This window comes from Nitrosomonas sp. (assembly GCF_019752095.1).
Classification (GTDB): Bacteria; Pseudomonadota; Gammaproteobacteria; order Burkholderiales; family Nitrosomonadaceae; genus Nitrosomonas.
The window spans coordinates 1-14,591 of sequence record NZ_JAIEMO010000010.1; the positions used below are offsets into that span (position 1 = coordinate 1).

Consider the following 14,591-nt stretch of genomic DNA (forward strand, 5'->3'; position numbering starts at 1 on the left):
CATCACTGAGTCCACCGTGCCAGATTCCTGCCAGCAGCATTTTGAACAATAGCAGCCCGGGATAGGCAGGACGGCCTACGGCATCAAATGTAGGAGCATAATGTTCAGCGATTGTTTTTTCTATCGGTGCCCAATCAATCAGGGAATCGATTTGGTTGAGAAAGTTTCCTTTGCGGGTACGGCGGGTGACGTCAAATTCCGAAAAACTCATATCAATTAACTCAACAATATGATTCAAAACATTATTATATCATCATCCGCACCTGAAAATGACTCTAACCGTGCAAAGTTCTCGATACGATCACGCTGTTTGGAAATGAAGTCGAAGAGATATCACTCAATGCCGATGCTTTGGAGCATGTACTCAATGGCGGATCTTTACTCCTAACAAAACAAAATGGCCCAGACATTAAAATTTTTATTTTGATGGCTCATAACACATCAGTTCCTGAGAGTGGAATTCTGATCACAGAGATAATTCCCAATTATTTGTGGAGAGATCCGAGCACGTTTATCCTGGACACAAACCTTTGTGTATACAACAAGGATTACTTAAATATATTTTGCACCCATTCCGAGACTTACCCTACAACTCAACAAATCAAGGAGCACTCGCGGGCTAACAAAGGAGATTTTACCTGGCAAGATAGCGCAGAAAAACACATAGCCAGCTATCATGAGATTTTTCTCCAACCCAAATTTTTCACACCTCGCTGGCTTGTGATTGTATCGCAACCAGAAACTGAAGCGCTCGATTCGTTGCAGAAATTCAATACTATTTTTTGGAGCAGCGTTATTCTCTCAGTACTTTTGATCTTATTGTTCAGCATGACGCAGATTCGACGCGTTCTGATTCCTTTGGAACAGCTGATCGATGGCACCCGCCGTCTTGGTAATCATGATTTCAGAACTAAAGTGACTGTAACCAGTTCCGATGAATTCGGAGAATTAGCTTCATCGTTCAACATCATGAGTGAAAAATTAGGAGATCAGTTCGAAACACTCGCTGCACTTTCAAAAATTGACCGCGAAATATTATCTGCTCTCAATATTGAAAAAATTGCCTATGATGTTTTAATTCATTTGCAAAGAATTGCTACCGTGCATTTTGCCAGTATCTCAGTAATACATGATGATTCACTGAAACAAATGCACGTCTATATGATAGATAGTAACAGCAAGCAACTGCATAACCATTCCCACGTATTATCAGACAATCTGCGACAATTACTTACGCATAATCCCGAAGGAATCTGGATTGAGAATGAATTAATTCGGCAACAGATACAGATCGATAAGATCAACATGGTTAGTCCTCATCTTTTCCTGCTTCCTCTTAATTGGAAAGACCAAACGGTTGGGTTTATCGCGTTGGGATTCTCAATCGCAAGTCACTGGAAGGCCGATGAAATAAAACGCATCCGAGATTATACAGACCGGATAGCCGTAGCTCTTTTTACCAAGAACAGGGAAGAGTTACTCATTCGACAAGCACGCATAGATAATTTAACGGGACTGCCAAATCGTTTTCTCTTTGCAGAACAGTTGCAAAAAGAAATTGCGCAAACGCGGCGTGAAGAAGAAAAATTCGCCATTCTTTATATCGATCTTGATAATTTCAAAAAAATAAATGATAGCCTTGGGCATTCTGCTGGAGATAAATTGTTGTGTGATGCTGGCACACGGTTACAAAAATGTATCCGAGAAAGCGATACGATCGCGCGACTCGGAGGTGATGAATTTGCCATCATCATTAGCCAGATCGATTCCCAGCATCAAATTGTCTCGGCGGTAAATAAAATAATCAATTCAATGACCAAGCCATTTATCATCAATGGGGAAGAAAATGTTGTAGCTGCCAGCATCGGTATCGCCATTTACCCGCATGATGGAGCAAATATTGCCGATTTAATGCGTAACTCCGATATTGCCATGTATCGAGCAAAGGCAAAAACTGGAAGTCAGTATATCTTCTTTGAAGAAAGCATGAATACGGAAGTAGTCAGACGAGCGACTATCGAACGAGAGCTAAGACGCGCGATTTCTGAGCAACAATTTGTTGCTTCATTATCAGCCACAATATGATCCAACAACAAATCTGCCACGTGGAGCTGAAGCACTAATCCGTTGGAATCATCCAAAAAATGGACTTGTCTCACCAGGATACTTTATCAGTCTCGCTGAAGAAACCGGATTGATAGCAGAAATCGGCCGGATTGTATTAATTGAAGCCTGCGCACAATATCGCACATGGCTTAATCAGGGAATTTCATTAGATTATGTGGCTGTCAATGTATCGGTAAAACAATTCTATCATCCTGATTTTTTAAAATCGGTTGAAACCGTGTTAAGCGACAATGCCATGCAGCCACATTGTCTTGAACTTGAGATTACCGAAAGCGTGATGATGGACGACGCCAAGGTTGTGCTCGATGTTCTCCACAAATTGAAACAGCTGGGTGTACAGCTTTCAATCGATGATTTCGGAACAGGTTATTCTTCAATGTCATATCTGGAACAACTTCCTTTTGATACATTAAAAATCGACATGTCTTTTGTACGTAAAATCCAGGATGATGGCAGCGGTGGAACCATTGCAGCCACAATTGCTGCTATGGCGCATGCGCTCAACAAAAAAATTGTTGCCGAAGGTGTTGAAACGCAAGCACAACTGGATTTTCTGAGAAATCAGAATTGCGAATTAATTCAAGGTTACTTTTATTGCCGTCCGCTGCCCGCTGAAGAGTTAACTCGAATGATACAGGAGCTTCAGGCAAAGCAAGAAATTCAGAAAGAAGTAAAAATACTGCCGTTCCCTCTCACGCAATACCCAGGTTAGTATTTTATTTTTCCAAAAGAGGCTCAATACCGCCAATCATCAAATACATCGGTCGTAGATTCTTGGGAAAGCCGTTTTTGATCTTTTAACCAGCGTTTGAAGTACTTATCATCCGTCAGTTGCTGCAAATCCTGTTGCATCGCGATCAAGTCTCTCTCGAAACATGATTCTTCAGTCCTGAGACTGCGATGCAGGTTAGCCACGCTCACCGTTTCATAGGATTTGAGGCCAAATTCATGACGCGCATCAAAACGCTGCTGTTGCAGTTCGCTTTCTAATTCCTGGACTTGCTGTTTGAGTAATAGCGACAACGCAGCAATTTTCTCTTCCGCCATTTTGGCGATGGATGCAGTGTCCGTTAATTCGGCGCGCAGTTGGATCTGCAGCAGGGCTACCAAATCACGCCGATCGTAAGCGGCGTTGGCTTCGCTCATTAGCACTGTTTTTCGGTCACGTTCCTCGGAATCACTGGCACGATCAGGATGCAAGGCACTGGCCAGTTGTCGAAAAACCTTACGCAGTGTGGTTTCTGCCGCTTCTTCATCTGCTATGGCCTGGAGCTGAGCGGCGCTGGGTTTCTTTTTGCGAATCCGAGCCTGTTGCCGCGCTTCCTGCTCTGCAGCTTCCGCTTCTCGCAAACGTTCCATACCCGCTCTAAACACGTCTTGCGCAGAGTCCAACGACTCGTCATCGGGCAGCGACTCACCCAGTATGTCTTCCATCATTTCACGCATGTCCATCATGGCGGCCTGCTCTTTCTGCGCCAAACTTTCTCTGCTGTGCTTATCATGCAACGCTTTCATTTCCTCATCCCCTTGAACGATCAGCTGCATGCTGAGATTGCAAAGTATGGTCGCGGTAATGCGTTCTTGCAGGGCACTTAAACCTTTACGCTGCAATCGGCTGTCCAGCAAAAGCACTATTTCGCGCACACACAGGTTATAACGCTCACGCAATGGTGTCAGTTTTTGGTGATACACAGGGCGATGCGCATCACGCATCACCTGCATTTCAACCAATTGCTCTTTCAATTTATCAATGCGCTCCAGTAGCCGGTTAAAGCGCTGCTGACTTGGCGATAACTGATCATCCTGCGGCGTCAATTTGAGTGCCGTCGCAGAGTCGGCTGAGGTTTGCTGGTGAATATCCTCAATCTCGCTGGAAAATAAATCGGGTTGATGACGCATTTGTTATCCTGTTAAATCAGCAGGTGAATTGAATACGTGCCATTCAGCTAAGCACACTCACACGCGTGTCTTTACTAGTAGCCTATGAATATTTCTGGAAAATATTTTAGTCTTCACACTGCACACTTTCTAACCAACGAAACTCGATTGATGGCCAGAATGATTGAGCCATGAGGAAAAAACCTGTAAATTGACGTACCATTGATGACTCTATTGTTTCGTGACCTTCATGATCCGGATGACTAAAACACTTTCACCATCGCTGTATTATATTCTGACATACGGCTTTCTCGGCAGTTTTTTCCTTTTAACCGGCTGTCAATCATTCTTAACCCAAACAACGAAATCAAGCAATCCAGCGGTTCGTTCATTGCCCATACCGATTGCCAACCATGAATTCAGTTTCGATTCTGCCCGTGAAGATGTAGTGGGCAAATTACAAATCATCACCGCCCACGAGGACGATACACTTTCTGATATCGCTCGGCGCTTTAACCTGGGTTATGAAGAAATCGTCAGCGCCAACCCTCAAATCGATCCCTGGTTACCGAAAGCAGGCACAAAAATCGTGATCCCAACCCAGTTTGTGTTGCCAGATGCGCCACGTCAGGGCATTGTGATCAATCTCGCCGCAATGCGGTTGTTTTATTTTCCACAGACCAAAGCGGGAGAACCACAAAGAGTCATTACGCATCCGGTCGGTATCGGGCGCGTGGAATGGAAAACACCGGAAGGCATGACACGGATCACCGCCAAGAATGAGAACCCCAGTTGGATACCAACCCCCTCCATTCGCAAAGAATATGCCAAAAACGGCAATCCACTCCCTGCCATCGTACCACCGGGACCTGACAATCCAATGGGCGCTTATGTACTCAGACTCGCCTGGCCGAGCTACGCCATTCATGGCACCGACAAACCACCCAGCGTTGGCTTGCGCGGCAGTCACGGCTGTCTGCGCATGTATCCGGAAGACATCGCATTCATTTATAACGATGTACCGGTAGGCACACCGGTTCGCGTGGTGAATCAACCTTATCTGCTTGGCTGGCGCGATAACACGCTGTATTTGCAAAGCTATGCCATCTTGGAAGACGATAAGCGTAATCACACCTTATTGCTTAAAAATTCATTGAGTGCTGCGCGCGCTTCGTCCAAAGCAAAGCTTGATTCACGGCCTCAGGCTCACATCAACCAGGCTCTGCTCAGTGAAGTCATTCAGAATCCACGTACGATTGCGACACCAGTCACACAACCTGACTTGACACTGCAAGCCTACATTGATTTTGCAAAACGTGTGCAAAATACGCTGCCGTTCAATGCCACCTGGGACGGAAACATGGATGGACAATTAACAGCAGCCACAGTCATAGAGATGGCCGATAGAGACGAGGTTCGCACTCGATAGAGTTGAGTACGTTTCCCTTAAGAATTCGGCGGCACACATTCACAAATCAATTTGAAAGGGCTGCGATACATACGCTCATTTACTTTCTGATCCTGCTCCCGATGACTTTACAATCAAATTTAGCTCAAGCTGACACGCCGCCAATTCGCCTGTTGATTCACGGTGGCGCAGGCGGGATGGAGCGCGGCAAACTGACCGCGGAGCGCGAACAGGCGCATACCCAAGTCCTTACACAATCACTGGCCGCTGGCTATGCCATACTCAAGGCAGGCGGCAGCAGTACTAATGCTGTGATTGCAGCGATTGCTGTGATGGAAGATTCACCATTATTCAATGCCGGCAAAGGCGCGGTTTTCACTCATGCCGGGCGCATTGAACTGGATGCATCGATCATGGATGGCGCAACGCGCATAGCAGGTGCCGTTGCCGCTGTCACCACAATTCGCAACCCGATTCGTGCCGCACATGCAGTGATGACCCAAAGCGCTCATGTCATGCTAATAGGCGAAGGCGCCGATACCTTTGCCGCCGAACAAGGACTGGAAATCGTCGACCCCTCTTATTTCCATACCGAATTCCGCTGGAAGCAACTGCAAAAAGCGATTGCTGAAGATCGCATGCTGCGCGATCATGATGCCGATGCCGACCCCAATACACCGCAGTCTAACAAGGATGAAAAACGTGGAACCGTCGGTGCTGTCGCATTGGATCATCATGGCAATCTTGCCGCCGGCACATCAACCGGCGGATTCACCAACAAACGTTTTGGACGTGTCGGAGATTCTCCCATCATTGGTGCCGGAACCTATGCGGATAACCGTTCGATTGCGGTATCCGCGACCGGCACTGGCGAAATGTTCATTCGCACCGCAGCCGCATTCAATACGGCGGCGCAGGTTCTCTTACTACGCACTCCCATCGCCGAGGCAGCCGATAATGCGCTGAGAGAAATCGCCGCTATCGGTGGCGATGGCGGTTTGATCGTTCTCGATGCCAAAGGCCAATATACCATGCGGTTCAACACCAGAGGCATGTACCGCGGCGCTATCGGCAACGATGGTATTGCGTGGATAGGGATTTATGCCGAAAATGAAATACCACAAGAGAATTCCGTTAAATAACAGCTTAACACCTTCAGATTAACGGGAAAATAATCCATTAAAATGAAAAACTACCCAGTAAAACCCGACAATAAACTACAGCTATCACAATGCGATCCCGACGATACCGGCAACTATGAGAAAAGCAGGCAAGGCAAGAAGGAAGCCAAAGCCGCCACAGAGAAATTAACCGACCAATTGAGCGAACTGCAAGAACGCTTGTACGCTAACGGTAACCGAGCACTGTTGATCGTATTGCAGGGGATGGATACCAGTGGTAAGGATGGCACGATCAAACATGTGATGTCCGGTGTCAATCCGCAGGGATGCAAGGTAGTGACGTTCAAAACGCCTTCTGCAGAAGAGCTTGGTCATGATTTTCTGTGGCGCGTGCATCAGAAAGCGCCTGCCAAGGGACAAATTGGCATTTTCAATCGCTCACATTACGAGGATGTGTTGATTACCCGCGTGCATGGGCTGATATCAGACAAGGCGGTCAAGCAGCGGTTTAATCAGATCAAGGAATTCGAGGAGTTATTATCCGAAAGTGGTACGGTGATATTGAAGTTTTTTTTGCATATTTCAAAAGATGAGCAGAAGAAACGCTTGGAAGAACGTATCAACAACCCGGAAAAACGCTGGAAGTTTAACACCGGGGATCTGGAGGAACGGAAATTCTGGAGAGATTATCAGAATGCGTTTGAGGCCATGCTGGCGGCCACCAGCACCGATGCCGCACCTTGGCATATCGTACCGGCCAACCGCAAATGGTATCGCAATTTAGTCATCGCCCACCATGTCGTGAAGGCATTGGAGAGCATGAAGTTGAAAACGCCGCCACCCTCCGCAGACATCAACTTTAAAACATTGAAGATTGAATAATCACAAATCTTTCCAGCCGCAGTAGCCTACGGCATTCAAGACTAGGAGTCCGTCATGGAAGTCGAACTGAAACTAGCCCTGCATCCACGCCATCGAGCACGGCTCAGGCGCCACTCCCTGTTAACCGCAGTCACGCCGGAGCAACACCCGCTGCTGAGCATTTATTTTGATACCGAGAAATTTGACCTCATGCGGCGCGGCATTACTTTGCGTTTGCGCTACGTGAATAATCGGTGGGTTCAGACACTAAAAGCCGAAGCACAATCGGTTGGTGCATTAACAAGCCGTCCGGAATGGGAAGTAACGGTCATTGATGGCAAACATCCGGATTTCTCCGCATTGCCACCAGTCGCCCTGGATCTGCTCTCCGGAATTAAACTCAAACGCATCGTACCGGTATTTACTACTGAATTTCAGCGCACCACTTGGCTAATTGATAGTAAGCAAGCACAAGTCGAGGTAGCTCTCGATAGCGGAAATATCTATGCCGGAGATGCCTCCAGCAACATTTGCGAAGTTGAAATCGAACTCAAATCAGGAGCACCTGAATTTCTGTTCGATATGGCAATACGATTACTGGAGCATGTATCGCTTCATGTTGAGCCCCGCAGCAAAGCTGAACGCGGCTATATTCTGAGCAACGCAATGACTCCTGTTCCAGTCAAAGCGGTTCAACCGATGATTGAAAAAAATCAGCCAACTAAAGATGCCTGGAATGCAATCCTGCAAGCCGCACTGGTGCAATTATCCGCCAACGTGCCAGGCTTTCTGGAAAACGCGCACGACACTGAATATCTGCATCAACTCCGTGTTGCCTTGCGCCGCTTGCACACTGGCGCGCAACTGGCGAAATCACTGGGGCAAGCGATACCAGATTGGAATAGACCTCTACGCGCGTTAATGCAGGCATTGAATCCGGCGCGCGACTGGGATGTATTTCAGCAAGAAATTTTGCCTGAGATTCTGTTGACTCTGGAATCATCCGCAGGAAATATCGACATTAACGATACAGCCTCCGCTTTATTGCAAAATACTGCCGCACTTGCCCGCCAGCAATCGCAAGAGCTATTGCGCAAGCCCGAATTTACCCGGCTCATGCTCGATATCGGCCGCAGCCTCTTATCTGCCACACCTACTGAAGCCCGACAACAAGAGGCAAAAATATGGGCCAAGACAGTTCTCGACAAACGCTGGCAGAAACTACGCAAAAGTTGCCATGGCTTCGCCAAATTGGATGCCAACGGTCGTCATAAAGCACGCATCGCTGCCAAGAAGTTGCGTTACGTAGCCGATGCTTTCGCACCGATCTACGGCAAACGCGCTGATCATTTCATTGCCGCTTTATCAGCATTACAGAATGAATTGGGATATACCAACGATCTGATTATCGGCCAGCAATTACTCCACAAACTCCCGAAAAGAACGGTCATGCTTAGCTTTGAGCTCGGTCGACTGAGTGGCGCATTGGAATTTGCAGCTGCGCGACGTGCGCATTTACCCACTGCCGTTTGGCGGCGGCTGGCACGATCCCAATTATTTTGGCGCTAGGCGTTCTCAGAATTATAGGTGAGTCACTCAGAATCTCACTGAAAGAATTCTGAAGCTAAATGTTGATACACAAGTTTCACTCGGCTGATCACGAACGATAATACCTGTACGTGCAATAACCACGCGACAATACTGAGAGATACTACGCACCCCGTCAAAGCGATGCAGGCATTGCTGCGATATTTCCGGGCCAATAACGCCTGAGGATATACCGATATAATAAAAGGCTGCGCCGAGTTATTCGACTTTGCAATAATGTTCGTGTCCGGTTCCAAGACCAGCTGATCGTGAATCTGTTGCGCCTCGGATCGCGCTTCCTGACGCGCAGCCTCCCATTCTTCCTGATCAAGATTACCGTCCTGATCGGTATCAAATCGTTCTCGCAACGCCGGCTGATCTTGTTTCCAATCGTTGATCAGATTGATCATTACATCCCGAACTGATTTCTGCGTTGTAGCAGACCAGGTACTGAATTGTCCCAATATATACAGTGATTGACCCGGCAGCACCAGCCATTCAGTGTAACGATAGCCGTGGGCCATGGCATGAACGACTGACTGACTCTCCAGTATTTGCGTACGAGTGGGCCATTCGGTATTGCCGTACCATACCAATTTTTCATCACCACTGACTTCCGCACTACGGGGATCCACAAAACAACTATTTACGCCATCTGTTAGTTTGAACCGGTGATCGCTGATAGTTTTGTACACAACATTCCAGCGAGTTTGCGTACGGCCCTTTTCAACAAAATATTCTTGCTGCTCGATTTGGCTGCGATACCAAAGACAAGGATGGTTCGATAGCGGCGCATGTATAGGTTGATCATCAACCAACTGCCCCTTTCCCTCCAATTCAATATAACCCTGATGCGCGGAACGTAGCTTCGCAGTCGGCGTATTCTCAATGATCCGCAACCGTTTCCAATTGCGAGTAAAGAAATAGAAACTGAGCAACGCAACCAATATCGATGCGCCCAGCGCAAATTGGAATTCTTCGTGTGTAAATTCCATCGGCAAGGGAATCATGCTTGAAACAATGTATTAACCGAACAATTTAGCGATATTGACATCCTGTTTATCAGCGTCGCCAAACTCCAGCAAATCGCGTGGTTTGAATTTAAACCAATTAGCAATGATGGCATCAGGAAATTGCTCAATCCGCACATTATTAATTTTGACCGCTTCATTGTAGAACTCACGACGATCTGCGATGCTGTTTTCCAGCCCGGTAATACGCACTTGCAAATGCTGAAATTTCTCACTGGCTTTCAATTCCGGGTAGTCTTCTGCAACGGCAAACAGATTGCCCAACCCAATGCGCAAGCTACTTTCCGCAGCGCCCAATGCACCGATATTACCCGCCTCCCGAGCGCCAGCTACTTGTGAGCGCGCCGCAATCACCTGCTTGAGTGTTTCCTGCTCAAAACCCATGTATTGCTTGCAGGTTTCAACCAGCTTGGGAAGCTCATCGTGACGCTGCTTCAAAAGAATATCAATATTCGACCATGCCTGGGACACTGAATGTTTGATGTCCACCAAGCTGTTATAGAGCATGATTCCATATACAAAAGCAATGGCCAACACTGCGATAGAAATATAGAAAATAATGTCCAACGTCTCTCCTCCTATAAATTACATAAAACTTAATATACCTTAGAGATCCATCCATATCTGGATTGAAAAGATGCAGGTAGTGGCTTTATTTCACTGCATTGATTACTAAAATTCTGCAATACTTGTCCTGATCAGGGGTGATTGACGGATAATATCGTGTTTATTTATGATTCTGAATTTATAGCTGCAATCAAGTATTAGGAGTTACTCATGCGCGTTTCAAAACCATCATGCCAATTAATTAAAATCTTATTGATTTTACTAATTATTATTGGCTGCGCTAAAGTTTCAGCACAGCCCGAGGAAAGCAAAACCGTTACTATCATGCTCGGTAAATCTGGCCCTGAAGGCTGCGAATTACTCGGAAAAGTGACAGGATCTTCAAAAGAAAGTGAAACCGAAAACGATACCACGTCTTATACCGCGCGGCTGATCAGAGCTAGGAGCAATTTAACCAATGAGGCGAAAAAATTGGGAGGAAATAATGTGCATATTATCTATTCCAATAACTCGGGTAAATACGAAATTCCTGGTGCTGATAAGGAAATCATACATATCGGAAACGTTTATCGATGTCATTAAGGCTACGAATTGAAACTGATCATCACTCACTTGCGTCCGCCTTCAAACGCGATCCATTTGATTTTCCTTAAATATTTACTTCTGAGGAAATTTGTCGAAATATTCGATGAGTGTTACTATGCCACGTCTCGAGCCATATTCTTTAACTTAAGTTTTTATCATTATTTTGGAAAGCCAGATAATATAAAATGTTTAATAAGCAGAATCTCACATCAGCGCTCAGAGATACCCAAATAAACGGGGTTGCAAAACCCACTCTATTCATTTGTAAACGAGGTTGTCATGAACAAACTAATTTTATCCCTTTCAGTGGCTTTTTTATCTCTACTATTAGTGAGCTGCTCGGGACAAGAAGGAACTGCTGAGAAAATGGGTAAAGAAATCGATCAATCCATCGATAGCGGCAAAAAAGCAGTTAATGAAGTTATAGAAAAAGTATCAGAGAAAATTGAAGAAATTGAAAGTGCGTTTGAAGGTCCTGCCGAACAAACCGGTGAAGAAATTGACGAAGCAGTTGAAAATGCCGCAGAAAAAGTTGAAGAAACCAGCGATACATTAGAAGAAAAAATTGAAGAGGCTGGCGATACATTAGAGGAAAAAGTTGACAGTGCTGACAGCAGCAAGTAAACGGTGCGCCGATACTAATCAGCAATGACTGAAGGTCACGCTAACAACTGAATGCAATAATGACTCAGTTGTTAGCGTGATTCAACATAATAAATCCAAAAGCTCAAAACTCATTTACGTCTAAAATTTTTCAATCTCTTGTCAGCCTCTGATTCTGATAATCCGTCAACACACCAACCAAGATAATTACCACACCGACTGCCCTATAAAAATTTCGTGCACTCTCATCGTCGGCAAAACCCAGAACAAAGCGCATGAATCCAAAATCCTTGTTGGGAATATTAACTTCCTGGATTGAAGGGCAGCTTTTTTTAATCGATATGCCCAGCAGTTAACAACGAAACTATTTCCAACACAATAAATCATTTATAATCATACACCTAATCAAAAACCTAATCAGACAGGTAAAAAAATAATCGATAAACCTTGAGCGCTTGACTAATTTACGTATAATTTACACCTACTTATATCCAAGAGCTAAATTTATTGCACACTAAAACTCTTTAACTCACATAATCCATGCAAAAAACCACGTAGTTCAAATTGAGGGGGGAGATTAACACGTTGTGAATAAGGACATAACTCAACAGATCATTGCTCCAACCGGTTATTTCGACCTCACCAATCCCGAGCAAAGTAAGATTCTTGAATTCCAACAGGAGATTCTTGAGTTAATCGTATTGGGAAATAATTACAAAGAAATTTGTGAAAAAATCTGCCTGTTGATAGAGCAACTCTTGGATAATGCAGTCGCATCAGTCATGCTACTGGACAAAGGCAAGCAATGCATGAATGTGTTCGCGGCACCCAGCATTCCAGCGGAGTGTGTAACACGACTCAATGGTTTGCGTCCTGGCCCTGAAGCGGGATCTTGCGGCAATGCAGTTTTTCGTCAAGAAGCAGTCTTTATAGAAAGTACGCTCGATGACCCACGTTGGCAGAGTATCCGAGAAATAGCCATCGATTTTAATATTCTCTCCTGCTGGTCAATGCCCGTGCGTAGTAAAGGTGGCGAATGTATTGGCTCGTTTGCGCTTTCCAGTTTTGAGCATCGCTTGCCGAGCGTATTTCACCGTAAATTGCTTCAAGTCGGATCGTTCATTATTGGAATTGCATTAGAGCAACAAAAAATGAACGAGCAATTGCATCTTTCCAGTAAAGTTTTTGAAAATAGCCCAGAGGCAATCATGATTGCCGATGAGAATAGGGTCATCATTTCTATTAATAAAGCGCTGAATATAATAACCGGCTTTAGCGCAGAGGAGATAGTAGGCAAGCCCACATCAATTGTCACATCCATTAGACACAGTACTAAGTTTTTCCAAAAAATATGGGGGAGTGTTAAGCAATCTGGCCACTGGCAAGGTGAGGTGTGGAATAGACACAAGTTCGGACGGGAATACCCGGCATGGTTAACCATCACTTCGGTACCAAATAACAATGGTTCGAGCTGTTACTATCTCATTAATTTTTCTAATATCACAGATAAGAAGAAATCGGATGAAATTATATGGCGGCAGGCAAACTATGATTCGTTGACCGGTTTACCAAACCGCAATATGTTTTATGACCGGCTAAGCCATGACATTAGAAATGTCTCTCGTACAGGAGCACTCTTAGCGGTGCTGTTTATCGATCTCGACCGCTTCAAGGAAGTCAATGATTCGTTTGGACACAGTGTTGGCGATGCTCTTCTGATAGAAGCAGCAAAGCGGCTCAGTGGCTGCGTTCGAGAAACCGATACGGTTGCACGCCTGGGCGGCGATGAATTCACCATTATTCTAAATGGACTCACCGATCAGAACTGTGCAGAAAGAATAATCCAGCTGATTTTACTGGAATTGACTAAGCCATTTTATTTGAATGCTAAGTTAGCCTATGTCACGGCAAGTATTGGCGTGACATTTTTCCCTGCTGATGCGGGCAGTACGGAAATTCTGATGAAGAACGCTGACCAAGCCATGTATGCCGCCAAAAATAATGGGCGCAATTGCTGCAGTTATTTCACCTCCAGCATGCGCAAAGCAACAGAAATCCGTTCAAGAATCGCCTATGAATTGCGTCACGCACTTAGAGAACAACAGCTGTTCTTGATGTATCAGCCCATTGTAAATTTAACAACCGGTTATATCCATAAAGCCGAAGCCTTAATACGCTGGCAGCATCCAGAACGCGGAACAATTTATCCAATAGAATTTATTTCCATTGCAGAAGAATCCAGCCTGATAGCTGAAATAGGCGATTGGGTATTCAAACAAGCTGTCAACCAGGTAGCTGCGTGGCAAGCTAATTACAATACTAATTTTCAAATTAGTATTAATAAATCACCCAAACAATTTATCAGCAAAATGAGCGATTGGGTGGATCACTTACATCAAAAAAAACTGAAGGGTCAAAGCATTATCGTTGAGATTACTGAAAACTTGTTGCTAGATATCCATGAATTAGTCGTAAAACAATTATTAAGCTTCCGCGATGCAGGAGTACAAGTAGCCATTGATGATTTTGGCACAGGTTATTCGTCACTTTCTTATTTAAAAAAATTCGATATCGACTATCTCAAGATTGATCAGTCCTTCATTTCTAATCTGGATAGCAAATCTAACGATAGAATCCTATGTGAAGCGGTCATCACCATGGCGCACCGTCTGGGCATGAAAGTCGTCGCTGAAGGCGTGGAAACAAATTCGCAGAAACAACTTTTAATCGCCATGGGCTGCGATTACGGACAAGGTTATTTTTTTAGCAAACCTTTGTCCGCAGAAAATTTTGAAGCGTTTCTTCAACAAACCCCTTGATAAA

Annotated in this window: 13 protein-coding genes and 1 pseudogene; 9 read left to right on the forward strand and 5 right to left on the reverse strand. The window is 45.1% G+C overall.

The window, feature by feature from the left end; translation table 11 throughout:
* Positions 1–211 (reverse strand): annotated as a pseudogene (locus K2Q13_RS04445) (IS5/IS1182 family transposase); the annotation flags it as partial.
* A gap of 140 nt (positions 212–351) precedes the next feature.
* Here K2Q13_RS04445 and K2Q13_RS04450 point away from each other — a divergent pair.
* Positions 352–2,085, forward strand: a complete 1,734-nt coding sequence (locus tag K2Q13_RS04450) for a diguanylate cyclase (RefSeq protein WP_292919460.1) — start codon at positions 352–354, stop codon at positions 2,083–2,085.
* A complete protein-coding gene (locus K2Q13_RS04455; RefSeq protein ID WP_292919461.1) occupies positions 2,060–2,839 on the forward strand; it encodes an EAL domain-containing protein in 780 nt (259 codons plus the stop codon). Before K2Q13_RS04450 ends, K2Q13_RS04455 begins: the two co-directional genes overlap by 26 nt.
* Before the next feature lie 23 nt (positions 2,840–2,862).
* Here K2Q13_RS04455 and K2Q13_RS04460 read toward each other — a convergent pair whose 3' ends face one another.
* Complete coding sequence (locus K2Q13_RS04460; RefSeq protein ID WP_292919462.1) at positions 2,863–4,026, reverse strand: J domain-containing protein; 1,164 nt, start codon at positions 4,024–4,026, stop codon at positions 2,863–2,865.
* 238 nt (positions 4,027–4,264) lie between these two features.
* Between K2Q13_RS04460 and K2Q13_RS04465 the strand changes: the two genes are divergently transcribed.
* The 4 genes from K2Q13_RS04465 (at position 4,265) to K2Q13_RS04480 (ending at position 8,964) form a co-directional block, all read left to right on the forward strand.
* Positions 4,265–5,434, forward strand: a complete 1,170-nt coding sequence (locus K2Q13_RS04465; protein WP_292919463.1) for a L,D-transpeptidase family protein — start codon at positions 4,265–4,267, stop codon at positions 5,432–5,434.
* Positions 5,435–5,535: 101 nt separating this feature from the next.
* Entirely contained in the window at positions 5,536–6,555 is a 1,020-nt protein-coding gene (locus tag K2Q13_RS04470; RefSeq protein ID WP_292919464.1) for an isoaspartyl peptidase/L-asparaginase, read from the forward strand.
* Positions 6,556–6,597: 42 nt separating this feature from the next.
* Positions 6,598–7,416 (forward strand): polyphosphate kinase 2 family protein, encoded by an 819-nt coding sequence (locus tag K2Q13_RS04475; protein WP_292919465.1) that lies wholly within the window; start codon positions 6,598–6,600, stop codon positions 7,414–7,416.
* 54 nt (positions 7,417–7,470) lie between these two features.
* Positions 7,471–8,964, forward strand: coding sequence for a CYTH and CHAD domain-containing protein (locus tag K2Q13_RS04480; protein ID WP_292919466.1), 1,494 nt, complete (start codon positions 7,471–7,473; stop codon positions 8,962–8,964).
* A gap of 35 nt (positions 8,965–8,999) precedes the next feature.
* On the opposite strand, the gene K2Q13_RS04485 is transcribed toward K2Q13_RS04480, so the two are convergent.
* Together K2Q13_RS04485 and K2Q13_RS04490 are read right to left on the reverse strand one after the other, a co-directional pair.
* Positions 9,000–9,977 (reverse strand): GIDE domain-containing protein, encoded by a 978-nt coding sequence (locus K2Q13_RS04485; protein ID WP_292919467.1) that lies wholly within the window; start codon positions 9,975–9,977, stop codon positions 9,000–9,002.
* Positions 9,978–10,007: 30 nt separating this feature from the next.
* On the reverse strand, positions 10,008–10,580 hold the full coding sequence (locus K2Q13_RS04490; RefSeq protein ID WP_292919468.1) for a LemA family protein: 573 nt from the start codon (positions 10,578–10,580) through the stop codon (positions 10,008–10,010).
* Positions 10,581–10,790: 210 nt separating this feature from the next.
* Here K2Q13_RS04490 and K2Q13_RS04495 point away from each other — a divergent pair, with 210 nt between their 5' ends.
* Positions 10,791–11,162: a DUF4156 domain-containing protein gene (locus tag K2Q13_RS04495; RefSeq protein WP_292919469.1), complete on the forward strand. Its 372-nt coding sequence runs from the start codon at positions 10,791–10,793 to the stop codon at positions 11,160–11,162.
* A 282-nt stretch (positions 11,163–11,444) separates the two neighbouring features.
* Positions 11,445–11,789: a hypothetical protein gene (locus K2Q13_RS04500; RefSeq protein ID WP_292919470.1), complete on the forward strand. Its 345-nt coding sequence runs from the start codon at positions 11,445–11,447 to the stop codon at positions 11,787–11,789.
* 130 nt (positions 11,790–11,919) lie between these two features.
* On the opposite strand, the gene K2Q13_RS04505 is transcribed toward K2Q13_RS04500, so the two are convergent.
* Positions 11,920–12,045 carry a hypothetical protein gene (locus K2Q13_RS04505; RefSeq protein ID WP_292919471.1) on the reverse strand — a complete coding sequence of 42 codons (126 nt, stop codon included), beginning with the start codon at positions 12,043–12,045 and terminating at the stop codon, positions 11,920–11,922.
* Positions 12,046–12,355: 310 nt separating this feature from the next.
* On the opposite strand from K2Q13_RS04505, the gene K2Q13_RS04510 reads away from it, so the two are divergent.
* Positions 12,356–14,587 (forward strand): EAL domain-containing protein, encoded by a 2,232-nt coding sequence (locus tag K2Q13_RS04510; RefSeq protein ID WP_292919472.1) that lies wholly within the window; start codon positions 12,356–12,358, stop codon positions 14,585–14,587.
* Positions 14,588–14,591 lie beyond the last annotated feature (4 nt).